The sequence below is a fragment of the Xanthomonas campestris pv. asclepiadis genome, from assembly GCF_020784175.1.
Classification (GTDB): domain Bacteria; phylum Pseudomonadota; class Gammaproteobacteria; order Xanthomonadales; family Xanthomonadaceae; genus Xanthomonas; species Xanthomonas campestris_D.
The window spans coordinates 78,619-102,950 of record NZ_JAJGQM010000004.1 but is presented as its reverse complement, the minus strand read 5'-3'; the positions used below and the strand labels follow the sequence as shown (position 1 = coordinate 102,950).

The 24,332-nt window shown below is 66.9% G+C and carries 24 protein-coding genes; 8 read left to right on the top strand and 16 right to left on the bottom strand.

What is annotated here, in order from left to right; genetic code table 11:
* Nucleotides 1-3: 3 nt before the first annotated feature.
* On the bottom strand, nt 4-1,713 hold the full coding sequence (gene poxB / locus LL972_RS03400; RefSeq protein ID WP_228326459.1) for a ubiquinone-dependent pyruvate dehydrogenase: 1,710 nt from the start codon (nt 1,711-1,713) through the stop codon (nt 4-6).
* A 364-nt stretch (nt 1,714-2,077) separates the two neighbouring features.
* Between poxB and LL972_RS03395 the strand changes: the two genes are divergently transcribed.
* Nucleotides 2,078-2,674, top strand: a complete 597-nt coding sequence (locus LL972_RS03395; protein WP_104585418.1) for a diffusible signal factor-reguated Ax21 faimly virulence factor — start codon at nt 2,078-2,080, stop codon at nt 2,672-2,674.
* 281 nt (nt 2,675-2,955) lie between these two features.
* On the opposite strand, the gene LL972_RS03390 is transcribed toward LL972_RS03395, so the two are convergent.
* From LL972_RS03390 to LL972_RS03365, 6 genes are all read right to left on the bottom strand, one after another.
* Entirely contained in the window at nt 2,956-3,981 is a 1,026-nt protein-coding gene (locus LL972_RS03390; protein WP_228326390.1) for an NAD(P)H-dependent glycerol-3-phosphate dehydrogenase, read from the bottom strand.
* A gap of 15 nt (nt 3,982-3,996) precedes the next feature.
* Nucleotides 3,997-4,512 (bottom strand): protein-export chaperone SecB, encoded by a 516-nt coding sequence (gene secB / locus LL972_RS03385; protein WP_006451124.1) that lies wholly within the window; start codon nt 4,510-4,512, stop codon nt 3,997-3,999.
* A 110-nt stretch (nt 4,513-4,622) separates the two neighbouring features.
* The gene (locus LL972_RS03380; protein ID WP_228326458.1) at nt 4,623-5,060 is read right to left on the bottom strand and encodes a rhodanese-like domain-containing protein; all 438 of its coding nucleotides are present in this window, start codon (nt 5,058-5,060) and stop codon (nt 4,623-4,625) included.
* Between the two features lie 76 nt (nt 5,061-5,136).
* On the bottom strand, nt 5,137-5,559 hold the full coding sequence (locus LL972_RS03375) for a hypothetical protein (protein ID WP_104649651.1): 423 nt from the start codon (nt 5,557-5,559) through the stop codon (nt 5,137-5,139).
* A 28-nt stretch (nt 5,560-5,587) separates the two neighbouring features.
* Nucleotides 5,588-5,998 carry a YiiD C-terminal domain-containing protein gene (locus LL972_RS03370; protein ID WP_266104464.1) on the bottom strand — a complete coding sequence of 137 codons (411 nt, stop codon included), beginning with the start codon at nt 5,996-5,998 and terminating at the stop codon, nt 5,588-5,590.
* Nucleotides 5,999-6,198: 200 nt separating this feature from the next.
* Nucleotides 6,199-7,008, bottom strand: a complete 810-nt coding sequence (locus LL972_RS03365) for a glycosyltransferase family 25 protein (RefSeq protein ID WP_228326389.1) — start codon at nt 7,006-7,008, stop codon at nt 6,199-6,201.
* A 140-nt stretch (nt 7,009-7,148) separates the two neighbouring features.
* On the opposite strand from LL972_RS03365, the gene LL972_RS03360 reads away from it, so the two are divergent.
* From LL972_RS03360 to LL972_RS03350, 3 genes are all read left to right on the top strand, one after another.
* Nucleotides 7,149-7,994, top strand: a complete 846-nt coding sequence (locus tag LL972_RS03360) for a uroporphyrinogen-III synthase (protein WP_228326386.1) — start codon at nt 7,149-7,151, stop codon at nt 7,992-7,994.
* Between the two features lie 103 nt (nt 7,995-8,097).
* Nucleotides 8,098-9,078, top strand: coding sequence for a uroporphyrinogen-III C-methyltransferase (locus LL972_RS03355; protein ID WP_228326385.1), 981 nt, complete (start codon nt 8,098-8,100; stop codon nt 9,076-9,078).
* A complete protein-coding gene (locus LL972_RS03350; protein WP_228326383.1) occupies nt 9,075-10,340 on the top strand; it encodes a heme biosynthesis protein HemY in 1,266 nt (421 codons plus the stop codon). The genes LL972_RS03355 and LL972_RS03350 overlap by 4 nt, the downstream gene beginning before the upstream one ends.
* Before the next feature lie 185 nt (nt 10,341-10,525).
* On the opposite strand, the gene LL972_RS03345 is transcribed toward LL972_RS03350, so the two are convergent.
* Nucleotides 10,526-11,068 (bottom strand): hypothetical protein, encoded by a 543-nt coding sequence (locus LL972_RS03345; protein WP_115675627.1) that lies wholly within the window; start codon nt 11,066-11,068, stop codon nt 10,526-10,528.
* A gap of 122 nt (nt 11,069-11,190) precedes the next feature.
* The gene (locus LL972_RS03340) at nt 11,191-12,486 is read right to left on the bottom strand and encodes an acetyl-CoA C-acetyltransferase (protein WP_104649631.1); all 1,296 of its coding nucleotides are present in this window, start codon (nt 12,484-12,486) and stop codon (nt 11,191-11,193) included.
* Nucleotides 12,487-12,574: 88 nt separating this feature from the next.
* On the opposite strand from LL972_RS03340, the gene LL972_RS03335 reads away from it, so the two are divergent.
* Together LL972_RS03335 and LL972_RS03330 are read left to right on the top strand one after the other, a co-directional pair.
* On the top strand, nt 12,575-13,459 hold the full coding sequence (locus LL972_RS03335; protein WP_228326382.1) for a hypothetical protein: 885 nt from the start codon (nt 12,575-12,577) through the stop codon (nt 13,457-13,459).
* The gene (locus LL972_RS03330) at nt 13,456-13,893 is read left to right on the top strand and encodes a VOC family protein (protein WP_228326380.1); all 438 of its coding nucleotides are present in this window, start codon (nt 13,456-13,458) and stop codon (nt 13,891-13,893) included. Before LL972_RS03335 ends, LL972_RS03330 begins: the two co-directional genes overlap by 4 nt.
* A gap of 248 nt (nt 13,894-14,141) precedes the next feature.
* Here the strand turns inward: LL972_RS03330 and LL972_RS03325 are convergent, their stop codons facing one another.
* The 7 genes from LL972_RS03325 to glnA all read right to left on the bottom strand — a co-directional run bounded on the left by LL972_RS03325 (nt 14,142) and on the right by glnA (nt 22,074).
* Entirely contained in the window at nt 14,142-14,789 is a 648-nt protein-coding gene (locus LL972_RS03325) for a superoxide dismutase family protein (protein ID WP_228326379.1), read from the bottom strand.
* Nucleotides 14,790-14,838: 49 nt separating this feature from the next.
* Complete coding sequence (locus LL972_RS03320; protein WP_228326378.1) at nt 14,839-15,438, bottom strand: superoxide dismutase family protein; 600 nt, start codon at nt 15,436-15,438, stop codon at nt 14,839-14,841.
* Nucleotides 15,439-15,841: 403 nt separating this feature from the next.
* Nucleotides 15,842-17,272: a nitrogen regulation protein NR(I) gene (gene ntrC / locus LL972_RS03315; protein WP_228326377.1), complete on the bottom strand. Its 1,431-nt coding sequence runs from the start codon at nt 17,270-17,272 to the stop codon at nt 15,842-15,844.
* Nucleotides 17,265-18,320, bottom strand: coding sequence for a two-component system sensor histidine kinase NtrB (locus LL972_RS03310; RefSeq protein WP_164739297.1), 1,056 nt, complete (start codon nt 18,318-18,320; stop codon nt 17,265-17,267). The genes ntrC and LL972_RS03310 overlap by 8 nt, the downstream gene beginning before the upstream one ends.
* A 265-nt stretch (nt 18,321-18,585) precedes the next feature.
* Nucleotides 18,586-20,028 (bottom strand): ammonium transporter, encoded by a 1,443-nt coding sequence (locus tag LL972_RS03305; protein ID WP_228326376.1) that lies wholly within the window; start codon nt 20,026-20,028, stop codon nt 18,586-18,588.
* A gap of 22 nt (nt 20,029-20,050) precedes the next feature.
* On the bottom strand, nt 20,051-20,389 hold the full coding sequence (locus LL972_RS03300) for a P-II family nitrogen regulator (RefSeq protein ID WP_002808480.1): 339 nt from the start codon (nt 20,387-20,389) through the stop codon (nt 20,051-20,053).
* 275 nt (nt 20,390-20,664) lie between these two features.
* Nucleotides 20,665-22,074, bottom strand: a complete 1,410-nt coding sequence (gene glnA / locus LL972_RS03295) for a type I glutamate--ammonia ligase (protein ID WP_006449210.1) — start codon at nt 22,072-22,074, stop codon at nt 20,665-20,667.
* A 220-nt stretch (nt 22,075-22,294) separates the two neighbouring features.
* Here glnA and LL972_RS03290 point away from each other — a divergent pair, with 220 nt between their 5' ends.
* Both LL972_RS03290 and LL972_RS03285 read left to right on the top strand, forming a co-directional pair.
* On the top strand, nt 22,295-23,089 hold the full coding sequence (locus LL972_RS03290; protein WP_228326374.1) for an undecaprenyl-diphosphate phosphatase: 795 nt from the start codon (nt 22,295-22,297) through the stop codon (nt 23,087-23,089).
* Between the two features lie 136 nt (nt 23,090-23,225).
* Nucleotides 23,226-24,038: an META domain-containing protein gene (locus LL972_RS03285; protein ID WP_228326373.1), complete on the top strand. Its 813-nt coding sequence runs from the start codon at nt 23,226-23,228 to the stop codon at nt 24,036-24,038.
* Nucleotides 24,039-24,332: the final 294 nt, after the last annotated feature.

Below are 24,332 nucleotides of genomic sequence, written 5' to 3'. Positions count from 1 at the left end.
GTGTCAGCGCATGTTGGTCTTGACCAGATTGATCACTTCATCGCCGCGCCCGCTCATCACCGCCTTGAGCAGATACAGGCCCATGCCCTTGGCCTGTTCCAGCTTGATTGCCGGCGGCACCGCCAGTTCCTGCGTGGCGATGCGCACATCCACCAGCGCCGGACCGGAATGCGCAAAGGCCTGCCGCAATGCCCGCTCCAGTTGCGAGGACTCATCGACCCGGATGCCCAGAATGCCCATCGCATTGCTCATCGCTGCGAAGTCCGGATTACGCAACTCGGTGCCGGTGTCCAGATAGCCGGCAGCCTTCATCTCCATCGCCACGAAGCCGAGCGAGGCGTTGTTGAACACCACGATCTTCACCGGCAGGCGCAGCTGCGCCAGCGAGATGAAATCGCCCATCAGCATCGCAAAACCGCCATCGCCGGACAGCGCAATCACCTGGCGGCCCGGATACGCCGACTGCGCACCCAGCGCCTGCGGCATCGCATTGGCCATCGAACCGTGGTTGAACGAACCGAGCAAGCGGCGTTGTCCGTTCATGCGCAGGTAGCGCGCGGCCCACACCGTCGGCGTGCCGACATCGCAGGTGAACACCGCATCCTGGTCGGCGATCTGGCTGATCATGCGCGCCACGAATTGCGGATGCAGCGGCTCGCCCGGGTCTGCCGGCACCGCCAGATCGTCCAGCCCCTCGCGCGCCTTGCGATAGTGCGCCAGCGACTTGTCCAGGAAGTCGCGTTTCTCGCGCCGCTGCAGCTGCGGCAGCAAGGCGGCGATGGTTTCGCCCACATCCGCGGCGATGCCCAGCTGCAACGGCGTGCGCCGCCCCAGCGCGCTCGGGTCGCGATCCACCTGCACGATCGTGGCGTCTTTCGGATAGAACTGCCGATACGGGAAATCCGTGCCCAGCATGATCAAGGTGTCGCAGTTGAGCATCGCGTGGTAGCCGGAGCTGAAACCGATCAGGCCGGTCATGCCGACATCGAACGGGTTCTCCCACTCCACATGTTCCTTGCCGCGCAAGGCATGCACGATCGGCGCACCCAGGGTGTCGGCCAGGGCCACCACCGCATCGTGCGCGCCCGCGCAACCACTGCCGCACAGCAGCGTGATCGCTTCGCTCTGCTGCAGCAGCTCGGCCAGCTGCTGCACATCTTCGGCGGCCGGCAGCACGCGCGGCTGGCGCAGTGGCGGCCAGGCCGTGGGGAGGTGCTTGTCCACTTCCAGCAGCGCGATATCGCCGGGGATCACCACCACTGCCACACCTTGCTGCAGGATGGCCGCACGCATCGCGCGGTGCAGCACTTCCGGGAGTTGCGCCGGGTTGGTTACCAACTCCACAAAGTGACTGCACTCGCGGAACAGTTCCTGCGGATGCGTCTCCTGAAAATAGTTCAGCCCGATCTCGGACGAGGGAATATGCGCGGCGATCGCCAGCACCGGCTGGCGGCTGCGATGGCAATCGAACAGCCCATTGATCAGGTGCAGGTTGCCCGGCCCGCAGCTCCCCGCACACACCGCCAGCTTGCCGGTCACCGCCGCCTCGGCGCCGGCAGCGAACGCGGCCACCTCTTCGTGGCGCACATGCATCCATTCGATCGTCTGCATCTCGCGCAAGGCATCGGTCAGGCCGTTGAGGCTGTCGCCGGTCAACCCCCAGATCCGCTCCACCCCCGCGCTCTGCAGCGTCTCGGCCAGAAACCGCGCCAACGTCTTTTTCTTCGCCACAATGCAGCTCCACGCTTGTTCGACAAGCCTGGCATGCTCCCAGCCACGGCGTCAGCACAATGTGCTTGCAGGCCGCAAACGCGGCAAACATCACTGAAAAACAGCTGCTTCTATACACGCGCGTCACATCGACACGACATAACCATTAATGCATCACGCTTTGCGCGTGCGCTACGCGCATTGCATTTTGATGACAAGGAAGCAGAGCTGAACCGGGTGCGATGATTTACGCACCGGTCAGTTCAAAATTCAGGCCGCGTTCCATCGAATAACGGAGAATTTACATCTCGGCAGCGAACGGCATCCGCCTCAGCGCCGGCCCAAACCATAAGTACAGGTATCGATCATGAAGAATTCACTGCTGGCCCTCGGCCTTCTCGCAGCCCTGCCGTTTGCGGCCTCCGCTGCTGAAAACCTCTCCTACAACTTCGTCGAAGGCGACTACGTGCGCACCCCGACCGAAGGCCGCGATGCGGATGGTTGGGGCGTGAAGGCGTCCTACGCCGTCGCTCCGAACTTCCACGTGTTCGGCGATTACAGCAAGCAGAACGCTGACGACAACGACAACGTGTTCGAAAGCTCCAACTCCGACTTCCAGCAGTGGGGCGTCGGCGTGGGTTACAACCAGGAAATCGCCACCAGCACCGACTTCATTGCCCGCGTTGCCTACCGCAAGCTGGACCTGGACACCCCGAACATCAGCTTCGACGGTTACAGCGTTGAAGCCGGCCTGCGTAACGCCTTCGGCGAGCACTTCGAAGTCTACGCCCTGGCTGGCTACGAAGATTTCTCCAAGAAGCGCGGCATCGACATCGGCGACAACTTCTACGGCCGCCTCGGCGCCCAGGTCAAGTTGAACCAGAACTGGGGCATCAACGGCGACATCCGTATGGATGGCGACGGCAACAAGGAATGGTCGGTCGGCCCGCGCTTCAGCTGGTAAGCCGCACGTTTGACTGCAACGCGACTCTCTCTCCCGCGTTGCATTGGAAGCCCGGTCCCCCGACCGGGCTTCTTTCTTTTGGGCGATCGGTTGGCGATACGGTGCGCACATCGCTGCACGGCAGCGGTGTGCGCAGTGCAGGTCCTGCAGACGCGTGGGGCCTCGCACTCAGGCTGTTGCGTCTTCCCGCCGGTCGTTACGATCCGCGCCAACAAAAAGCCCGGCATTGCCGGGCTTTTTGTTGATGTCCGTGCAATGCGCGCCAACGCGCCATGCCGCAATCAGGTGAACAAGGTCTGCGGGTATTCGGGCTTGCGCTCGCGTGCCAGCAATTCCTTCAAGCCTGCTTCCGGGGTGATCTCGCCATGCAATACCGCACGCACGGCATTGGAGATCGGCAGCTCGATGCCGTGATGCTCGGCCTGACGCATGACTTCGTCGGCGGTCTGCACCGATTCCACCACCTGGCCGATCTCGCGGATCGCATCGTTCAGGCTCTGTCCGCGTCCCAGGGCCAGCCCCAGCCGTCGGTTGCGCGACAGATCGCCGGTGCAGGTCAGCACCAGGTCGCCCAGGCCAGCCAGACCCATCAAGGTTTCCGGACGCGCACCGATCGCCGCCGCCAGGCGCAGCATCTCGTTCAAGCCGCGCGTGATCAGGCCGGCACGTGCGTTGAGGCCCAGCTGCATGCCATCGGCCACACCGGTGGCCACCGCCAGCACGTTCTTCATCGCGCCACCGAGCTCGGCGCCCACCATGTCATCGCCGGTGTAAGCGCGGAGGGTGGGGCCATGCATGGCATCGGCCACGACCTGCGCAAACGCCGCATCGTCGCCGTGCACGGTGATGGCGGTCGGCAGGCCGAGCGTGACTTCCTTGGCGAAGGACGGCCCGGTCACCACGGCCAGCGGAACGCTGGGGCCGAGGATGTCGCGCGCCACTTCGTGCAGGAACCGCCCGGACCCAGGTTCGAAGCCCTTGGTCGCCCATGCCACGCCGGCACCGGCCGGACGCAACGGTGCGATCAACCGGATCGTCTCGGTGAACGCATGCGAAGGCACCACGACCAGGATCCAGCCGGCATCGGCAATGGCCAGTTGCAGGTCGGTGGTCGCGCGCAGGCTATCGGGCAATGCGATGCCCGGCAGATAGCGTACGTTTTCGTGGTTGCGGTCGATGGCATCCACCATCGCCGCATCGCGTCCCCAGAGCACGGTCGGGTGACCGTGTCTGGCGAGCAGCGCGGCCAGGGCCGTGCCCCAGGAGCCGGCGCCGAGAACGGCGATCTTCCGTGTCGAATCGCTCATCGGCGCACGCAAGGCTTAGGCGTTGCCAGCCGGCTCGGAATCGGCCAGCGAGGTGCCTTCGCCCTGCGAACGCTGGCGCAGGGTTTCTGCATACAGCGCTTCGAAGTTGATCGGCTGCAGGTAGAACGGCGGGAAACCGCCGGCCTGGATCAGATCGCTGACCAGCGTGCGCACGTACGGGAACAGGATGTTCGGGCACTGGGTACCGAGCAGCACGTCGATCGCCTGCGGCTCCAGGCCGACCAGGCCGAACACGCCGGCCTGCTGCACTTCGGCCACGTAGGCGGTCTTGCCACCGGCGGTGCAGGTCAGGGTCACGGCCAGCACGACTTCGAAGGCGTTGTCGTTGAGGCGCTGCACCTTCTGATTGAGGTTCAGCTGCAGCTCGGGCTGGTTGGCGTCATTGAAGACGGCCGGCGCGTTCGGCGATTCGAAGGAAACGTCCTTGACGTAAATCTTCTCGATGGTGAAAGCGGGGCCAGCAGCGGCGTCGGCCGGCGCAACCGCGCCGTTGATGATTTCGTCGGACATTCCTAACTCCAGAAACGGTTCGGTGGATGCAGCGTTGAATGATGCAAACGTGAAAGTGCGAGTCTCTCACGCCAGCAATGGGGACTTGCCTGGCGCCTCACAAGGTGCGGTCAGGCGCGGCCCTTGACCAGCGGCAGCTCGGCCATCTGCCAGGCGGCCACGCCGCCCTCGAGCCAGTAGACCTGCTCGAAACCGGCTTTCTTCAGCGTCTTGGCCGCGCCCGCGGAGGCATTGCCGTTGCGGCATACCACCACCACGGGCGATGCCTTGGCGTTGGCGAGCAGCTTGCCGGCCGGGTCGAACTTGGCCAGCGCCACGTTGCGGCTACCGGCGATGTGGCCTTTTTCGAAATCGGCAGTCGGCGACAGGTCGATCACCAGCGCGTTCTCGCTGTTGATCAGGCGGGTCAGCTCGGCCGGCTTGAGTGCGCGGTACCCACGGAACAGGCGCGCGACCTCGGTGACGATCAGGGCGATGGTCAGGCCCACCAGGGCCAGCGACAACATGGGGTTGCGGCCGACAAAGGCCTGCAGCTCTTCGAAATTCACGGGGTCAGGGTCAGTCAAGCGGGCGGGAATTGTCGCACAGCTGGCGCGCGCGACGGCCAAGCACACTTGGCAGGGGCTATTGGCCCTGCCACAGATCGGGCAGGCCGCTGGCCAGCCACCAGCGTTTGCGCTCGGCGTCCCAGCGCCACAGCTCGATGCTGCGCACCAGCCGTTCGGCCTGGGTATTGCGGTTGATCACCCGCAGCTCGACCTCGCGGCGCAGGTCGCCGTTGACGTCTTCGCCCACCCGCAGCTCGCGGTAGCCGGAGATCTGCACCTGCTCGTAGCGCGAGCGTTCCAGATCGCTGAGCGGATGCGCCTGGGCATAGGTCGGTTCGACAAAGCCCTGCGCGGCATCGAAATCGCTCCAGCGCACGGCAGCCGTGTAGGCGGCCTGGGTGGTTTCCAGTGCGCGCGCCTGGGCACGGCTGCCGGCAGATACCACCCCGCTGACCATCGTCAGCCCGAGCAACAGCATTGCCCCGATCACTGCACGCATGCGCATTCCCCCAAGTCCAGCGCGCATCCTACCGTTTTGGAAACGCCACGAAGCGCCCGCTCAAGGTGGCCGCCGCCGCGCCGGACCCCAGCGCGATCTGCGCACGCATGCCGATGCGCGCCTTGCCGCGCTGCCGGAAGGTGGCCAGGAACGCCTCCCAGCTGCCGAGTTCGGACGGCTCGGCATTGGCCACCAGGTCTTCGTAGACCGGGGCGACATAGCGCAGCTGGCTGTCGGCCACGTAGACATCGGCGCTGTGCCCGGCCAGTTGCAATTGCAGCGTCAGCCAGCCCCAGCTGGCCAGCGTCATCAACGACGCCAGGCTGCCGCCGAACGCATTGGCCTTGTCGTTGACGTTGGCCTGCAGCGGCGCACGCAAGCGCAACGCGCCGTCATGCAGGCCGTCCACGGCAATGCCCATCGACAGGACCGGCGGCATGGCGATGAACTGTTGCTGCAGCGACTGCAGGGCGGATGCGAGCGTGCACGAAAGAAGTCATCGGCGAAGGCTGAAAGACGGCGAAGGGCGGCATCATGCCGCAATGTTCTGCGAGCGTCTTGTGCACTGAAATACATGCGGTACCGCATGGTAAAACACGTTCAGCGCCGTCTCGTTGCACGCCTTCGCTATCGCGCCGCTCAGGGCGCGAACACGACCTTGCGATAGCCCTGTGCCACCCGCAGCAACGCGGTGGCCTTGGCCTTCCAATGTGCGCTGCGCTGCTTTTGCGCGTGCGTCAACGGCGCATCGATGGTGCTGGTGAACACGATCTGCTCCGGAGCGGCATGGAAGAACTTGTCCTGGATGCACGCGGCCGGCGACAGCTGATAGGTGGACAGTTGCTGCGCGACCGGCGATTCGTTCCAGCCGAACAGAAAAATGTCGGCCATGGTGTGCCAGCGCGTGTCGGCCGCCAGCAGCAGGCGCGCCGCATCGCGGCTGAGGAGCAACGCCCCGGCGCACACCGGCCAGCAGTGTTGATGGGTCGAGGGACGCACCAGGCGCAGCTGCCGCCCACCGACCTCTGCGACCTTGGCGTCGAGCTTGATGCGGTTGTAGGACGGCTCCAGCCGCACGATGCTATTGCCGCCCGGTAGCCACTCGGTGCTGCGCAGCAGCGCCGGCAGCGCGTCGGACAGATGCATGTCGTCTTCGAAGATCGCGGTGTAGGCATCGTCGGATTCCGCTGCAATGCGCCACGCGGCCTGATGGCTCAGGAAGCAACCGATGTTGGAGGCGGTCCACTTGCGCGGGCCGGTGCTGAAGGCATCCCCGGAGCCTTCCAGCGGCCGCTCGCGTGCGAAGTCGGCAATCTGCGCAGGCGTCAGGGTGGCGCCATCGACGGCGGGAATTCGCTCGAAGGGCAGGCCCAGCGCCTGGAACCGCGTCGACATCGCCTGCAGGCGGTCGCCGCTGCGCTGCATGTTGATGAGGTAGGACTTGATCACGGTGCCACTCCAGCTCGATTGTCGTGGCGGAGCGTGGGCGGAAGCGATCAGTGGCACAGACCCGGGCACGAGGTTCTGGCCGCAGAAACGCAGGCATCGCGTCGAGCAGGCACGCAAGGCCAGACAACACGCGAGGATCAATGCGTCGTCAGCGCCACTGCGGCGCGACACCCGCCCCCGATACGTCACGGCTCTCGCATAATCACTGGATGACATCTCCCGCCCCAGCTGCCGACGCCTGGACCCTGATCTCGCTGCGGCCCAGCGGTGAGCACGCGCCGCTGCGGCGCGCCGCCGCGCGGCAGGGCGGGCGGCTGCTGGCGCTGTCGCCGTGGCGGCTGCAGACCAACGACACTCAACAGGCACGGGCCGCATTGCGGCAGGCCTTGCACGCGCCGATCGCGGTGTTCACCAGCCCGGCCGCGGTGCACGCGGCGCATCGCCTGGCGCCGTTGCAGCGGCCGGCGCAGGCGCAATGGGTGAGCGTGGGCGACGGCACCGCACGCGCGCTGCAGGCCTGCGGCATCGACCCGGTGATACGCCCGGCGCGCATGGACAGCGAGGGCCTGCTCGCGTTGCCGCTGTTCCAGCAGCCGTTGCAGGCCGTCGGGCTGATCACCGCCCCCGGGGGGCGCGGCATGCTGGCGCCGGCTCTGGAGCAGCGTGGCGCCCGCATCCTGCGCGCCGATGTCTATCAACGCGTGGCGCTGCGCCTGCGTGCATCGGCAGTCCGGGCCCTGGCGGATGCGCTGCCAGGTTGCGTGTTGGCGCTGAGCAGCGCCGAAGCGCTGACGCTGGTGCTCAAGCAATTGCCCGGATCGCTGATCGACGCCTTGCGGCAACGCCCGGTGGTGGCGTCCAGCGAACGCATGCTGGAATCCGCACAGGCCGCCGGCTTCAACCATGTGCTGCGCGCCGCCGGTCCATTGCCCGAGCAACTGGCTGCGGCCGCCGCCGCGATCGTGACACCATCGCGACCTTGCTGAACTTCGAACTCAAGCACGGCTTGCGGCTGTCTGCCGCTGCACGCCATGCTGTGGCAGATGACTGCGGCACCCGCACCCGTCGTGACCGCGCGAGGATGGACGAATGACCGAAATGCCCGCTTCCACGCGACGCTTTCCCCTGGCATGGCTGCTGCTCGTCGTCGCGCTGGCCGCCGTGGGCGTGGCGCTGTTGTTCGGTTGGCGCGCGTGGCAGGGCTATCAAAGTGCGCAGCTGCAGGCCGCCGAAGCGCAGCAGCAGCGTTGGGATGGCACCCAGCAGATGCTGGAAATGCTGCGCCGCGACCAACGCCTGGCCAACGAGCGCCTGGCGGATGCGGCAGCCACCAACCGCGTTCTGCGCGACGAGATGCTGGGCCTGAGCCAACGAAGCGCCTTGCTCGAAGAAACCGTCCAAAAGCTCGCCGACCCCAACCGCCACGGTGCGCAGGCGCTGCGGCTGGATGAGGTGGAACTGCTGCTGCGGCTGGGCCAGCAGCGGCTGAGCATCGCCGGCGACGCCGACGGTGCGCGCCGGGCCTACGCACTGGCCAATGCCGCGCTCAATGGCATCGACGATCCCGGCTATCTCAACCTGCGCCAGGCGCTGGTGCAGGAACGCGATGCACTGGATCGCCTTGGCGCCGGTCCGCAGGCGCAGGCTGGTCAAAGCCTGGATCAGTTGGCCGGCGAGCTGCAGCGCCTGCCCGAACAGACCGCCGGGGACAGCGAAGCCGCACGACCGTGGTGGCAGAAAGCCCTCGCACCGCTGGTGGACATCCGTCCCAGCCGTGGTGATGCGGTGCTGACCACCGGCGCCGACCGCCACGCCGCACGCGACGCCCTGCAGATCGAAGTCAGCCTGGCCCGCGCTGCGGCCGAGCGCGGCGATGCCGCAGGCTTTGCGCAATCGCTACGGCGCGTGGACACCTGGACCACCCGGCTATGGCCGGATTCACCACAACGTCGCCAGGCCCGTACGCGCCTGCGCGCGCTGCAACAAGCGCCACTGCGTCCGCGCCTGCCGGAACTGGGCACCACCCTGCTGCAACTGCAGGCCATGCGTGAAGGGAGATCCACCCAATGAAAGTGTTGCGTACCGTCTTGATCCTGTTGGTTGCCGTGGCGCTGGGCGTGCTCGGTGCGCAATGGCTGTCGCATCAGACCAGTTACGACCTGGGCAATGTGGTGGTCAGCGTCGGGGGCAACGACTATCGCGCCGCCATGCCGCAGGCGCTGCTGATCCTGGTCATTGCGCTATTGGTGCTGTGGCTGGTGTGGACGCTGGTCAGCCTGCCGTTCCGGGTCTGGGGCAAGTACCGCCGCAGGAAGGGCCGCGCCCGCCTGATCGAGGGCCTGCGCGCAGCCGATCATGGTCAGTGGCAGCGTGCAGAGCGCCTGCTGGTCCACGCCAGCGAGGATGCGGACGTCAGCGGCATCGCCCTGGCCAGTGCGGTGCGGGTTGCCGATGCGCGCGGCGATGAGGCGTCGGCTAACGCGCTGGCCCAGCAATTGGCCGAGCGTGATCCCACCGCGCATGCGCTGCTGCAAGGCGAGCGGCATCTGGCGCGGCAACGCCCGGTCGAGGCGATCAATGCGCTCGATCATGCCAACGCGCAGCCACTGCCGGCGCGCGGCCTGCTGCTGCGCACGCATGCCCTGGCGCAGATCGGTCGTGCCGACGAGGCCTATGGTCAGCTGGGCGCATTGCGTCAGCAGGCGGTGCTGGCACCGGAGGCCTACAGCGCACTGGAAGCCACGCTGGCCGAGCAGACGCTGTTGCAGGCCGGCGATGCCAATGCCCTGGCCGAACGCTGGGAAGCGCTGCCCAAACCGCTGCGTACCTATCCCGCGGTGGTGGGCGCCTACGCACAGCGCGCGGCGGTGATGCACTGGGACGATGCGGCGGTGCATAGCCTGGAGCAGGCGCTGGATACGCAATGGGACGAATCGCTGGTGCGCCTGTATGGCGTGCTGCCATTGGAAAAATACGATTCACGCCGCGCCAGTGCGCAGCGTTGGCTGACCCAGTACCCGGACAGCCCTGGCCTGTTGCTGACCCTGGCACGCCTGGCGCGGCACCAGCAGCAGTGGTCGCAGGCCGAAGAGTTCCTGCATCGCGCGGTGGCCAATGGTGCGGGCAGCGAGGCCTGGGAAGAGCTTGGCCACGGCTTTGCCGCCGCGGGCGATCTGCTGTCCGCGCAGCACTGCTATGCCAATGCCCTGCGCGCCGCACGCGGCGAGCCGGTGCACGAGGGCCTGCCGCAGCAGTCGCTGCGCGGGCCGATCGTATCGGCATACACAACGCCGCCGGCCGACCCGCTCGCACCGGACGATCGCCTGCCTTGATCGCTGGGGTCTGATCGCTGCGGCAACGCTGCGCGGACAAAGCAAAGCCCCGGCCTGTCCGGGGCTTTTGCTTTGTCCGCGTCTACACGCGAGAACCGCCACGCAGGTTTACCGGCTGGCCGGGATATCTGCAGGAGCGCGACGCACAACCGCTCTGAAGGCGTGTGCAGGCGCACCGCCACAAATTACCAATCGCGTGCGCGCCGGGGTGGCGCCGGCAACTCGTGCAAGAACGCATCGCAGGCGCCCAGGAAACGCGACTGCGCGTCGTCGACCGAGTGCGGCGACAAGACACGCGACCCCAGTCTGCCGATCAACAGCATGACCGCCATCACGCCAGCGCCGGCCAGCCAGCCGATCGCGCCATCCAGCACCAGACCACCTGCCAGCAATGGCAAGACCGACGCTCTGGTGATGACGGCATAGCGCACCCGGCGCCGCTCATGCTGCAGGCACAAGGTCACCACATGCGCGCTGCGCTTGCGCAGCACGAGGGCCAGGATCAGATACGGCAGCACCCCCATCAGCAGCGCCAGATAGATCGCCGGGTGATGCCAGTGGAAGATATAGCGGCGCGGCGAAGTGTCGGCCGGCGCATTGCACTTGACGCAACGCGGCGGCAGATCGGCGCCCGGCGTGCACACCAGCACATCGCCCTCGCGCCACACCGCACCGTGCGCCGGAGGCAGGTAGAGCGTGGGGGGTTCGCGTGCATCAACGTTCGACATCCATGCATCCTTGCAGGTTGGGGATTCGGGATTGGGGATTGGGGATTCGTAAAATCAGGAGTCCGCTTCATGCTTTGCGAATCCCCACTCCCAAATGCCAAATCCCACGCTGCCAAGCAGCGTCAGCGCTCGACGATGGCCACCACGCCCATGCCGCCGGCGGTGCAGATCGAAATCAACGCCCGCCCGCCGCCGCGCTCTTCCAGTTGCTTGGCGGCAGTGGCCACCACACGCGCGCCGGTGGCGGCGAAGGGGTGGCCGGTGGCCAGCGACGAGCCCAGCGGGTTGATCTTGTCCGGGTCGATACGCCCAAGCGGCGCTTCCAGCCCCAGGCGATTGCGGCAGTAATCCTCGCTTTCCCAGGCGCGCAGCGTGCACAGCACCTGCGCGGCGAACGCCTCGTGGATTTCGTAGATGTCGAAGTCCTGCAGGGTCAGGCCCTGGCGCGCCAGCATCTGCGGTACCGCAATGGTCGGCGCCATCAACAGGCCTTCGCCATGCACGAAATCCACCGCCGACACCTGCGCGTCGCGCAGATAGGCCATCGGGGTGTGGCCGTGCGCCAGCGCCCAGGCTTCGCTGGACAACAGCACCGCGGCCGCACCGTCAGTGAGCGGGGTGGAGTTGGCCGCGGTCAACGTGCCGCGGCCGGAGGTCTTGTCGAAGGCAGGACGCAGCGTGGCCAGCTTTTCCAGCGAGGTGTCGGCGCGCAGGATGTTGTCGCGCGAGACGCCGCGGAACGGCGCGATCAGCGTGTCGAAGAAGCCGCGCTCATAGGCGGCGGCCAGCTTGTGGTGCGAGGACACCGCCCATTCGTCCTGCGAATCGCGCGAGATGTTCCATTCCTTGGCCATGTCCTCGCAGTGGTCGCCCATGCTCTTGCCGGTGCGCGGCTCAGCCACGCCTGGGAATTCGGGCTTGAGCTCGCCGAACTTGAAGCCACGCAGCAGCGCCTTGAGCTTGTCGCCGGTGGCCTTGGCGCGGTTGGCGGCCATCAGCCGCGCGCGCAGCTTCTTGCCGTAGACGATCGGCACTTCCGAGGTGGTATCCGAGCCGCCGCCGATGCCCGAATCGATCTGGCCCAGCGCGATCTTGTTGGCGATGGTGATCACCGAATCCAGGCTGGTGCCGCAGGCGCGCTGCAGGGTGATGCCCGGCGTCAGCGGCGACAGCCCGGACGACAACGCCGCCTCGCGGGCCAGGTTCCAGTCCGAGGAGTGCTTGATCACCGCCCCCATCGCCACTTCGCCCAGTTGCTGCCCATGCAGCCCGAAGCGCTCGACCAGCGCGCCCAGCGTGCGCACCGACATGCCCAGGTTGCCCACGTCCGCGTAAGCGGTGTTCTGACGACAGAACGGGATACGAACGCCGCCCAGAATGGCGACGGGACGGGCTGCGGGCATCGGTTGACCTGGCATGGAGGACTCGGGGACATGGCCTGCACAGGGCCGGCAGGCATAATGGCCGCAGTGTAGCTTCGACCCCGTGATGGGCCAACCGCGAATCATGAGCAAGACCGAACACGGCGTGACCGCCATGGGTGTGATGGCGCTGGAATTGACGGGCGGCACCGCCCCCGAGCGCGGCGCCCTGGCGCCGGACCAGGCCGGCATGCTGGCCGAACGCATCGGCCGCGACCTGGCGCAATGGATCCCCGAAATCCGCGGGCTCGAGCTCACCGTGGCGATGGCGCATTTCGACCCGGCCGAAGTGCTGCGGCCCGGCTGGCCGCTGCATCGCCGGCTGGACGAGTTGCATGCACGTGCGCCCGGGCGCGACCAGGGCCCGCGCGTGCTGGCGTTCGGCGCCGATGCGCAGGGCGAGATTCCCTTGCCTTTCCAGGCCGACACACAGCTGACCGGCGGCGGCCTGCGCGTGCTGCCGTTCCTGCTGTCCGGCGATCCGCAGATCGTGGCGACGGTAGCCGATGCGATGGAAGAGGTGCTGCTGGCCCAGGGCATGGCGCAGGCCGATACCGCGCTGCTGGCACAGGAAAGCTTCGGCGCACGCATCGAACATGCGCGTTATCTCACCGCACACGATCTGGCGGCGATGATCTCGATGCAGTACGACAACCAGGGCCTGGCCCCGTTGTGGCCGTTGATCGAAGCCGCCCTGCTGGCGCCGCATACCGAAGAGTGGCTGGAACAGCCACCCGAGCCGGTGCTGCGCTATGTCGATGGCGAAGTGCGCATCGCGCTGTTCGACCCGGCTGGCTGGTGCGATTACTACGCGCACGACCGCGAGAATTGCGAGCGCCTGCGCGGCGTGTACGAGCAATATCTCTCGCGTCAGCGGCAGATGGCCGCGGTGCTGGAAGCGCACGGCCTGCCAGTACTGTACGTGCATGTAGAACCGGGCCAGGATCCGCGCCAGGCATTGGCCGCGTGAGCCAGGCGCCGGCTTCCACGGCGCCGGCGTTGCAGGGCGTCCTGGAAACCGGCGTGTATGTGGCGGATTTGCAACGCGCCTGCGCGTTTTATGCCCGCGTACTGGGGTTGGCAGCCATGTATCGCGACGCGCGCATGGCCGCGTACGCAATCGCGCCCGGGCAGGTGTTGCTGTTGTTTCTGCAGGGCAGCACCGCCGCCACGGTCACGCTGCCGGGCGGCACGATTCCGCCGCACGATGGCAGCGGCCGCGCGCATTACGCGCTGGCCATCGCCACCGATGCGCTGGCCGGATGGGAGGTACATCTGCAGGCCTGCGACGTGCCCATCGAGGGCCGCACGCAGTGGCCAGGCGGTGGGCACAGCCTCTATTTCCGCGATCCGGATGCGCATCTGCTGGAGCTGGCGACGCCCGGGCTGTGGCCGAATTATTGAGTCGTTGATGCCGCAGATCTCGTGCCGGCGATCGACGTCGGCCGCCTGCACAGTGCGCCCGGATCGGTCCGTAGCGACACGTCGATGCGCACCGACAGGCCACATGCGACGCTCGATGCGCGGCATGCCGGATGCGCTGCGCGTCCGTACCATGCATGAGCGGATCACTCCCCCACTGCGGCACAAAAACAGCAACGCCGCGGTGATTAATCACCGCGGCGTTTTGCCTAACTGCTGGCCTGTCCTGCTTACTTGGTTGCCGCTGGCGCGTTGTCGGTGGTGATCACACCGCAGGCCAGACGGCCGCCGGCGTTGCCGGTAGGCTGGGTTTTGTAGTCGTCCGCATCGGCATGCACGATCACCGCGTGGCCGGCGATATCGAACTGGTCGGCCTTGCCCAGATTGACGTTGCTCGACACCGGGCCGTCGATGCTGGCATTGCCCTGCGCATCGGCCTTGATGTTGGGCATGTCACCGCCGTGGTGCGGGTCGGCACTGACGGCGCCGTGATTGGATTGGGCCGGGTTGAAGTGGCCACCGGCACTGCTGCCGTCCGGTGCGCTGCAATCGCCCTTCTCGTGGATATGGAAGCCGTGTTCGCTGTCGGGCTTGAGGCCACTGAGCTGGCCGGTGACACGCAGCGCGCCGTCGACGATCTTGAAGCTCACCGTGCCTTTGACCTCACTGCCCTTGGTCGGCTTGAGCTCGGCGGTGGCGGTGGTGGTGGCCGTCGCTTCGGTGACCATGGACGCGGCGTGCTCACCGCCATGCGCCGCTTCGGCCGGTGCGCCGGCCTGCGGTGCGGGTGCAGGATCGGCCGGTGCGGGTTCGTCGCGCTTGCACGCGGTCAGCACCAGCGCGGTGGCCAGGAACAACGTCGTTGGAAGAATGCGCATGAGAAAACTCCTGTAGAAAGGCCGCAGCTGCAGCCAGGGGTGCCCCGACTCAGGGCTGCGAAGGGGGTGTGCGCCACTGGGTGACGCGGATGACGCCGCAGGCCAGACGTGCGCCGGCATTGCCGCTGGGTTGGCTGCGATAGTCGTCGGCGTCGGCATGCACCACCAGCGACTTGCCGACCACGTCGGTGGGCGCGGCATCGCCCAGGGTGATGCCGGCAACGATCATGTCCAGATGCGCGACGCCTTCCGCATCGGCACGCAGGTTATCCATGTCGCCGGCGTGGTGGGGAATGTTGCCGGCACGTCCGTGCGGCGCACCGGCGGGATTAAAGTGCGCACCGGCACTGCTGGCGTCGGCGGCGCTGCAATCGCCGCGTTCGTGCACGTGGAAACCGGCCACGCCGCCGGGGCGCAGGCCACCGACCGTGCCGGTGATGCGAATGCCCTGCAACGCCGGCACCAGCACCACCCGGCCGCTGACCAGGCTGCCTGATGCCGATGCCAATGCCGCTTCGGCCTGCTGGACCGGACGGACCGGCACCACGCGCGCCGCCGGGGGTGGAGGTGGCGGAGGCGGTGGCGTGCTGCTGCAGGCGGCAAGCGCCAGCGCGGTAAGGGCAACGATCGTGGGCGACCGGTAACGCATCGAGCTGTTCTCCTGATCAGGCTGGAAACCTATGCGGGCGCATGTTCACATGTCATGAAATGCACGCGCTGGCAGTACAGGAGTTTACGGGGTTGGTGTGGATGCTCGGGTTGTTGGAGGTGCGGGTCGATGGGATGCGTGTTGTTGGGATGGTGTGCGAGGCGCCGAGTACAAGTGTCGTGAGCTGCTTGGACGATGGCGTCGGCAGATGAAAGGCCGCAGTGGCGTATCGATGGCACGGGACGCAGCGGCGTGTTACTGATCAACGCTTGCCGCGGGTAATGTCGGCAGCCTCAGCTCGATCAAGGCATCGTTGCAATAGATGCGCGTGCAGCAGCGCTTCCATCGCCACAGGGACTCTCACCCCAACCCCTCTCCCGTGGGAGAGGGGCTTAGATTCAGATCAGCGGCGTTTGCGGCCCGGGCCGAGTTTGCGGGTGACGGTGTTGCGGCCCAGACCCAATCGGGCGGCGGCTTCGGCACGGCGGCCCTGGGTGAGTTGCAGGGCGGCTTCGAGCAGGGTCTTGTCCAGGCGTTCGCGGGCTTCGGCATGCAGGCCCTGGGCGCCTTCGCTCAGGCGTTGCGCGGCCCAGCTGGAGAGCATCTCGTCCCATTGCCCGTCGCCGCGGCCGGCACGCTGGCGGCGGCCGCCGCGTGCCAGTGCCGATTCCACGTCGACCACGTCGATGATGTCGGCGGTGGACAACGCGGCCAGGCGCCAGCACACGTTTTCCAGTTCACGCACGTTGCCGGGCCAGTCGTAGTGGCGGAGTTGTTCCAGTGCGGCCGAGGACAGCCGCTTGGGCAGCATGTCGAGCTTGCGCCCGGCCATGGCCAGGAAATTCTCGGCCAGTTGCGCGATATCGCCGCGGCGCTCGCGCAGCGGCGGCAGTTGAAGGCGCACGACGTCCAGGCGATGCAACAGGTCGGCCCGGAAGCGGCCTTGTTCGACCAGCGCCTCCAGGTCCTGGTGGGTGGCGGCAATCACGCGCACATCGACGCGAATCAACTCGCGCCCGCCGACACGGAAGAATTCGTTCTCGGCCAGCACGCGCAGCAGGCGGGTCTGCAGCGGCAGCGGCATGTCGCCGATTTCGTCCAGGAACAGCGTGCCGCCGTCGGCCTGTTCGAAGCGGCCGATGTGGCGTTTGGTGGCGCCGGTGAAGGCGCCGGTTTCGTGGCCGAACAACTCGCTTTCCAGCAGTTCCGCCGGAATGGCGGCGGTGTTGAGCGCGACGAAGGGCTTGCGCGCGCGCGGCGATTCGTTATGCAGCGCGCGCGCCACCAGTTCCTTGCCGGTGCCGGTCTCGCCATTGATCAGCACCGACAGCGGTGCCTGCGCCAGCCGGCCGATCGCGCGGAACAGCGCCTGCATCGCCGGGGTGTCGCCGATCAGCGCCGCCGAGCCTTCCGCCAACGGTGCTCCGATGATCTCCTCGACACCGGCGTCGGCATCCGGCAGCGCGCGTGCGGCCAGTGCCACCGCATCGTCCAGATCGAAGGGCTTGGACAGGAACTCGTGCGCGCCGCCGCGGAAGGCGCCGGCGGTGCTGGCGACATCGGTGTAGGCGGACATCACGATTACCGGCAGTTGCGGGTGCCTGGACTTGAGCTTGTCGAGCAGGCTCAGGCCGTCTTCGCCGGGCATGCGCACGTCGGTGAACAGCAGATCCGGGGTGGGCCGCATGGCCAGTGCCTGCAGTGCGGCGGCGGCACTTTCGAAGCCATCCACGGCGTAGCCGGCATCGCGCAAGGCGGTGGACAGCACGAAGCGGACCGAACGGTCGTCGTCGACCACCCAGATGTGGTGGGATGCGGCGGCGGCCTCAGCCATGCAGATGCTCCTTGTCGTGGTCGCCGGCCAGCTCGGGCAGCAGCAGGGTGAAAACGGTATGCCCCGGCCGCGAGCGGTAGGTCAGCGTGCCGTGGTGCTCGCGCGAGACCTGCTGGGCCAGCGCCAGGCCCAGGCCGCTGCCTTCGGCGCGCCCACTGACCAGTGGCAGGAACAGGTGCTCGGCCAGTTCTTCCGGCACGCCGCCGCCGTCGTCGATGATCTCCAGCCGCAGCGACATCGCATGCACGCGGTCGCGGATGCGCTGGCCGTGCTCGACGCGGGTGCGCAGGGTCACGCGGGTGGCGCCGGCCTGGAACGCATTGCGCACCAGATTCCACACCGCCTGGGTCAGGCGGTCGCCGTCGCCGAGGATGTCGGGAATGCTGGGGTCGTAATCACGCTGCACCTGCACCGACCAGCCGCCTTCGGCTTCGGCCAGGCGCAGCACGCGCTCGAGCACGACGTGGATGTTGAGGCGGTCGTGCGGGCGCGCCGGCGTGGGCGAGAGCAGGCGTTCGAGCAGGGTGTTGAGGCGTTCGATCTCGGTGCCGATCAACTCGATCAGCTCGCGCTCGTCCTCGTCGCGCCCGGCCGAGCGCCGCGCCAGCAACTGCGCCGCGCCCTTGAGCCCGGCCAGCGGATTGCGCAGTTCGTGCGCCAGGCCCTTGAGCGCGGCGCTCAAGGCGTTGGGCAGCGCATGGGTGGGATCCAGCGCGGGGAATTCGTCGACCGGGTGGGTTTCCAGCAGCCAGCCGCCATCGTCCAGCCGCGACAGCCAGCCTTCGGCAAAACGCGGTGCGTCGTTGGGCAGGCCCAATGCCAGCCGGTGCAGGCGCAAGACGTCGCGCTCGTCGTTGAGCAGGAAGCGGGCGAGCGCATCGCCTTGCACCTCCAGCGCGGCCAGCGGTTGATCGACCAGGCGCCGGGCACTGACCCCAAGCCAGCGCGCGAAGGCCGGATTGACGCCCAGCACGCGGCCCTCGCGGTCGGCCCAGGCCACCGGCGTGCCCAGGCTGTCCAGCGACGGGAGTAAGGACGGCATCAGCATTGCACCAATTTAGTGCAAGCACGCTCGGCCTGCGCGTGTGTCGCGCAAAACGAAGCATGCATGGAAGGAATCAGGGCCGGACGGCAGCAGGTCGCACCGATCCAGCGGGCATCCGCGCCGACAGTCACGGGCGTGGGGCTGGTCATGCAGGCACCTCGGCTGTTGGTCCGCGGCCAGCGCGGCAACGGGGAAAAACGGACCCGGCACGGCTCTCCCGGCCGGGTCGTTGCGCCACCCGCGGCAGCGTGGCCGCGGGTGTGCATGCTCAGGACTCGTATGCCGCTTCGCCGTGCGAGGTGATATCCAGGCCCTCGCGCTCGGCTTCTTCGGTGACGCGCAGGCCGAACACCAGCTTGGCGACCAGGAAGCCCACTACCGAGACCACGCCGATCCAGACCAGGGTGATACCCACGCCCAGCGCCTGGATGCCGACCTGATGCAGCATGTCGTAATCGCCGCCCTTCTGGCCGCCCAGTGAAGCGGCCGAGAACACGCCGGTCAGGATCGCGCCGATGATGCCGCCCAGTCCATGCACGCCGAAGACGTCCAGGCTGTCGTCGGCGCCCAGCAGGCGCTTTAGGCCGGTGACGCCCCACACGCACAGCACGCCGGCAGCCAGGCCGATGACGATTGCGCCGAACGGACCCACCGTGCCGCAGGCCGGGGTGATGCCGACCAGACCGGCGACCATGCCCGAGGCCACGCCCAGGGCGGATGACTTGCCCTTGATGATCTTCTCGGTCAGCGACCAGCCCAGGATGGCAGCGGCGGTGGCCAGCAAGGTGTTGAGGAAGGCCAGCGCCGCACCGGCATTGGCTTCCAGGTTGGAGCCGGCGTTGAAGCCGAACCAGCCCACCCACAGCAGCGAGGCACCGACGAAGGTCAGGGTCACGTTGTGCGGCTTGATCGCCTCACGCCCCAGGCCGGCACGCTTGCCGACGAAGTAGGCGCCGACCAGGCCGGCGATACCGGCGTTGATATGCACTACGGTGCCACCGGCAAAATCCAGCGCGCCCAGGCCGAACAGGTAGCCGCCGGTGGCCCAGACCATGTGCGCCAGCGGCAGGTAGCCGAAGGTGAACCAGATCACCGAGAACAGCAGCACCGCGGCGAACTTGGCGCGTTCGGCAAAGGCGCCGACGATCAGCGCGCCGGTGATGCCGGCGAAGGTCGCCTGGAACGCCACGAACACGTATTCCGGCAGGCTGACACCCTTGGTGAAGGTGGCCGCCAGCGTTTCGATGGTCACGCCCTTAAGCAGCGCCTTGTCCAGGTTGCCGATCCATGGGCCTTCGCCGGAGAACGCCAGGCTGTAGCCGTACACCACCCACAGGATGGTCAGCAGCGAGAACACCACGGCGACCTGGATCAGCACCGACAGCACGTTCTTGGCGCGCACCATGCCGCCGTAGAACAACGCCAGGCCCGGCACCACCATCAGCAGCACCAGCAGCGTGGAGGTCAGCATCCAGGCGACATCGCCCTTCTCCACCACCGGCGCGGCCTCGGCGGCGGCCACCGGTGCGGCGGGCGGCTGCGCCGACGGCAGCGGTTCGGTGGTGACCGGCTCGGTCGGCAACGGGGTGACCTGCGGCGTGGACTGCGCGTGCGCGTTGCCCATGCCGCCCACCACCAGCGTGCTGAACAGCATCAGCATGCAGACACTGTAGAACCGGGCCTTCCACCCGGCAAAGAGAGCTGTCTTCATAAGAACTCCGGGGGTGGGGGATTCAGAGCGCATCGGCGCCGATCTCGCCGGTGCGGATGCGCACGACTTGCTCGATCGCGGTCACGAAGATCTTGCCGTCGCCGATCTTGCCGGTGCCGGCGGCGTTCTGGATCGCCTCGACCACTGCGTCCAGCCGGTCGTCGGTCACCACCGTCTCGATCTTGATCTTGGGCAGGAAGTCGACGACGTACTCGGCGCCGCGGTACAGCTCGGTATGGCCCTTCTGGCGTCCGAACCCCTTGACCTCGGTCACGGTGATGCCCGACACGCCTGCTGCGGACAAGGCCTCACGGACCTCGTCGAGCTTGAACGGCCGGATGATGGCGGTGATCAATTTCATGCGCATACCCCGAATGGTGGAAAAGACCGGCCGGCATTGCGCCGCCCGGCGGTGTCATTCACCTGGATGCCAACCCCGGCATCCGCGCGTTCGCGATTACGCAGACCTCGGCCGATGCCGATGCATCCGCCTCGTGGGAGAGGTCAGGCCCGCGCGTCGCGAACTGTGTGCTCTCTCAATCCCCTACGATCCACGGCCGATGCCGTGGACCGATCGAACGTGTGCGGCGATGGCGGAGGTGGGAGGGGGGGCCTCCGCCATCACCGCGGTGGAACTCAGTTGCCGTAGTACAGCTGGTACTCCAACGGGTGGGTCGCAGCACGGAACTTGGTCACTTCCTGCATCTTCAGCGCGATGTAGCCGTCGATGAAGTCGTCGCTCATCACGCCGCCGGCCTTGAGGAACTCGCGGTCCTTGTCCAGCGCTTCCAGTGCCTGGTCCAGGCTGGAGCAGACCTGCGGGATCAGCTTTTCTTCTTCCGGCGGCAGGTCGTACAGGTCCTTGTCGCTCGGCGCGCCCGGGTCGATCTGGTTCTTGATGCCGTCCAGGCCGGCCATCATCAGCGCGGTGAAGGTCAGGTAGCCGGACTGCAACGGATCGGGGAAGCGCATTTCGATACGGCGCGCCTTCGGGTTGGTGACCCACGGAATGCGGCACGAGGCCGAGCGGTTGCGGGCCGAATAGGCCAGCATCACCGGCGCCTCATAACCCGGGACCAGACGCTTGTAGCTGTTGGTGCCGGAGTTGGAGAAGGCGTTGATCGCACGCGCGTGCTTGAAGATGCCGCCGATGTACCACAGCGCCATCTGCGACAGGCCGCCGTAGCCGTCGCCGGAGAACAGGTTGACGCCGCCCTTGGTCAGCGACTGGTGCACGTGCATGCCCGAGCCGTTGTCGCCCACGATGGGCTTGGGCATGAAGGTCGCGGTCTTGCCGTTGCGGTAGGCGACGTTCTTGATGATGTACTTCATCGTCAGCAGTTCGTCGGCCTTCTGTACCAGCGAGCTGAACTTGGTGCCGATCTCGCACTGGCCGGCGGTGGCCACTTCGTGATGGTGCACCTCGGTCTCGATGCCGACCTGCTCCAGCGTCTTGATCATTTCCGCGCGCAGGTCGTGCAGCGTGTCGGTCGGCGGAACCGGAAAGTAGCCGCCCTTCACGCCCGGACGGTAGCCGCTGTTGCCGCCGTCGTACTTGGCGCCGGTGTTCCAGGCAGCCTCTTCCGAGCCGACCTGGAAGAAGGTGTGGCCCATGTCGTTGGCAAAGCGCACCGAATCGAAGATGAAGAATTCCGGCTCCGGGCCGAAGAACGCCTGGTCGGCGGTGCCCGAGGACTTCAGGTAGGCCTCGGCACGCTTGGCGATGCCGCGCGGGTCGCGCTCATAGCTCTGCATGGTGGCCGGATCGAGGATGTCGCAGGTCAGCACGATGGTCGGATCGGCGAAGAACGGATCCAGATACGCAGTGCCGGCGTCCGGGAGCAGGACCATGTCCGACTCGTTGATGCCCTTCCAACCCGCGATCGAGCTGCCGTCGAACATCTTGCCTTCTTCGAACAGCGCCGGCTCGATGATGTTGGCCGGAAAGGTGATGTGCTGCTGTACACCACGCATATCGACGAAGCGCAGGTCGACAAACTCGACCTTGTTGTCCTTGATCAGCTTTTCAACATTTTCCACGGACATCGGAAGAAACCTCTGCAGAGTTAAGTGGCTCGTGGGCGGAGCTACAGCAGGGACCATGCCAAGCGCCGGACCTTCACAAGTCGTTGATTTTGCTTGCTTCGCTTGAGGCCGCTGACGCAGCGATAGCACCCTTAAGGTGCTAACCAATCGCATGTTGCACCGATATGGTGCATGCCGCAATGCACTATCCTGACGCCTCCCCCATCCCCTCTCCAGTCCGATGTCCGATCTGATTTCCGCCCTGCTGTTGGGCATTCTCGAAGGCCTCACCGAATTCCTGCCGATCTCCAGCACCGGCCACCTGCTGATCGCCGAACAATGGCTCGGACGCCGTTCTGACTTCTTCAACATCGTCATCCAGGCCGGCGCGATCCTGGCGATCTGCCTGGCGCTGCGGCAGAAGCTGTGGACCCTGGCCACCGGCCTGGGCCAACGCGACAACCGCGACTACGTGCTCAAGATCGGCGTCGCCTTCATGGTCACTGCGGTGGTTGGCCTGATCGTGCGCAAGGCCGGCTGGCAACTGCCGGAAACCGTGCATCCGGTGGCCTGGGCGCTGCTGATCGGCGGGCTGTGGATGCTGGTGGCCGAGCACTTTGCCGGCAAACTGCCCGAGCGCGATGTGGTGACCTGGAAGGTGGCCATCGCGGTGGGGCTGGCGCAGGTGGTGGCCGGCGTGTTCCCCGGCACCTCGCGCTCGGCCTCGGCGATCTTCCTGGCCATGCTGCTCGGCCTGAGCAAGCGCTCGGCGGCGGCGGATTTCGTGTTCATGGTGGGCATCCCGACCATGTTCGCGGCCAGCGGGTACGCCCTGCTGGAGATGTACAAGGAGGGCGGCTTCGGCAGCGAGAACTGGGCCGATGTGGCGGTGGCCTTCGTGGCGGCGACCGTCACCGGCTTTGTGGTGGTGAAGTGGCTGCTGGGCTACATCAAGAAGCACCGCTTCACGGTATTTGCGGTCTACCGCATCGTGCTGGGCGCCGCCCTGCTGTTGTGGCTGCCGGCGCTGGCCTGAAACGGCCACGCGGTAGCGTGTCGTGCCGGCTGAGCCGGCGCGGCATGCGAGGCACATGGCCGGGCAGTGACTTGCGTCATTGCCCTGGCCGCGCGGTGGCGGTATCACTGACATATCGATCACAGGGAGCCGCCGCATGCGTGCCGTGTTGTTTGCCCCTGCACTGCTGGCAGCGGGCGTGACCGCCTGCGGGTCGGGCGCAGCGCCGGAGCTGCCCGGGTCCGGTGCCGACACTGCTGCCGCCGAGTCGGCAGCGTTGGCCGCAGCGGCGGCCGCCAACGCCCCGCTGCAGGCTGCCCTGCAGGCGCAACACTGGCAGCTGCAGCAGGCCAGCGACGCGCATGGCACCGCCTTGCGCAGCCTGTTCGTCGCCGGCACCGCGCCCTTGCAGCTGGATTTTCGCGATCAACGCATCCAGGTCAGCCAGACCTGCAACGCATTGGGCGCCGATTACAGCCTGGCGCAGGCGCACCTGCAGATCGGCCGGGTGGTGTCGAGCAAACGCCTGTGTGCGCAACCGCGGCGGATGGCCCAGGAACGCGCCGCCAGCGAGCTGCTGTCCGGTCGCTTCGCGGTGGCGCTGAACACCGCGCAGACCACGCCGCAACTGACCCTGACCCGCAGCGACGGCACCCGGCTGGTGTTCGACGGTGTCGCCACCGCCGACACCCGCCATGGCGGCCCCGGCCAGACGCTGCTGATCGAAGTGGCCGCCGACACCGTGCCCTGTCGGTCCGACCCGGCGCGCCACTGCCTGCAACTGCGCGAACAAGGCGCCGATGGACAGCCCGCGACCCGCGCCTGGCAGCCCTTCGACGGCAGCATCGAAGGCTTCGAGCACGAGGCGGGCATCCGTACCCTGCTGCGCGTCACCCGCTACCCGGCCGCCGCGGGCACGGACGGTGCGCCGGTGTATGTACTGGAGCAGATGATCGAGGCGAGTGGGTAGTTTGGGATTTGGGATTTGGGATTTGGGATTTGGGATTTGGGAATTGGGATTTGGGAATTGGGAATTGGGATTTGGGAATTGGGAATTGGGAATTGGGAGCGGGAAGCGGGAAGCGGGAAGCGGGAAGCGGGAAGCGGGAAGCGGCGAAGTGTTGCGTGACCGTTATGCAATTGGCGCTTCGGAAGCGACAGCCTGCTCAGCTTGAGGCGGCCCGAGTGACGCATGCTGATCGCCCTGACAGACACCACAGGTGCGGCGCTTGCAGCTTCCGTATCACCACCACCGCGCGGCCTG

Bases quoted from the DNA above. Each gene is read 5' to 3' on its own strand.
- LL972_RS03345 (WP_115675627.1), bottom strand. From the start codon at position 11,068: ATGTCGAACGTTGATGCACGCGAACCCCCCACGCTCTACCTGCCTCCG.
- LL972_RS03340 (WP_104649631.1), bottom strand. From the start codon at position 12,486: ATGCCAGGTCAACCGATGCCCGCAGCCCGTCCCGTCGCCATTCTGGGC.
- LL972_RS03350 (WP_228326383.1), top strand. From the start codon at position 9,075: ATGAAAGTGTTGCGTACCGTCTTGATCCTGTTGGTTGCCGTGGCGCTG.
- ntrC (WP_228326377.1), bottom strand. From the start codon at position 17,272: ATGGCTGAGGCCGCCGCCGCATCCCACCACATCTGGGTGGTCGACGAC.
- LL972_RS03300 (WP_002808480.1), bottom strand. From the start codon at position 20,389: ATGAAATTGATCACCGCCATCATCCGGCCGTTCAAGCTCGACGAGGTC.
- LL972_RS03390 (WP_228326390.1), bottom strand. From the start codon at position 3,981: ATGAGCGATTCGACACGGAAGATCGCCGTTCTCGGCGCCGGCTCCTGG.
- LL972_RS03375 (WP_104649651.1), bottom strand. From the start codon at position 5,559: ATGCGTGCAGTGATCGGGGCAATGCTGTTGCTCGGGCTGACGATGGTC.
- LL972_RS03290 (WP_228326374.1), top strand. From the start codon at position 22,295: ATGTCCGATCTGATTTCCGCCCTGCTGTTGGGCATTCTCGAAGGCCTC.
- LL972_RS03370 (WP_266104464.1), bottom strand. From the start codon at position 5,998: ATGCCGCCGGTCCTGTCGATGGGCATTGCCGTGGACGGCCTGCATGAC.
- LL972_RS03305 (WP_228326376.1), bottom strand. From the start codon at position 20,028: ATGAAGACAGCTCTCTTTGCCGGGTGGAAGGCCCGGTTCTACAGTGTC.
- glnA (WP_006449210.1), bottom strand. From the start codon at position 22,074: ATGTCCGTGGAAAATGTTGAAAAGCTGATCAAGGACAACAAGGTCGAG.
- secB (WP_006451124.1), bottom strand. From the start codon at position 4,512: ATGTCCGACGAAATCATCAACGGCGCGGTTGCGCCGGCCGACGCCGCT.
- LL972_RS03355 (WP_228326385.1), top strand. From the start codon at position 8,098: ATGACCGAAATGCCCGCTTCCACGCGACGCTTTCCCCTGGCATGGCTG.
- LL972_RS03320 (WP_228326378.1), bottom strand. From the start codon at position 15,438: ATGCGTTACCGGTCGCCCACGATCGTTGCCCTTACCGCGCTGGCGCTT.
- LL972_RS03395 (WP_104585418.1), top strand. From the start codon at position 2,078: ATGAAGAATTCACTGCTGGCCCTCGGCCTTCTCGCAGCCCTGCCGTTT.
- LL972_RS03325 (WP_228326379.1), bottom strand. From the start codon at position 14,789: ATGCGCATTCTTCCAACGACGTTGTTCCTGGCCACCGCGCTGGTGCTG.
- LL972_RS03285 (WP_228326373.1), top strand. From the start codon at position 23,226: ATGCGTGCCGTGTTGTTTGCCCCTGCACTGCTGGCAGCGGGCGTGACC.
- LL972_RS03310 (WP_164739297.1), bottom strand. From the start codon at position 18,320: ATGCTGATGCCGTCCTTACTCCCGTCGCTGGACAGCCTGGGCACGCCG.
- LL972_RS03360 (WP_228326386.1), top strand. From the start codon at position 7,149: ATGCGTCGTCAGCGCCACTGCGGCGCGACACCCGCCCCCGATACGTCA.
- LL972_RS03335 (WP_228326382.1), top strand. From the start codon at position 12,575: ATGAGCAAGACCGAACACGGCGTGACCGCCATGGGTGTGATGGCGCTG.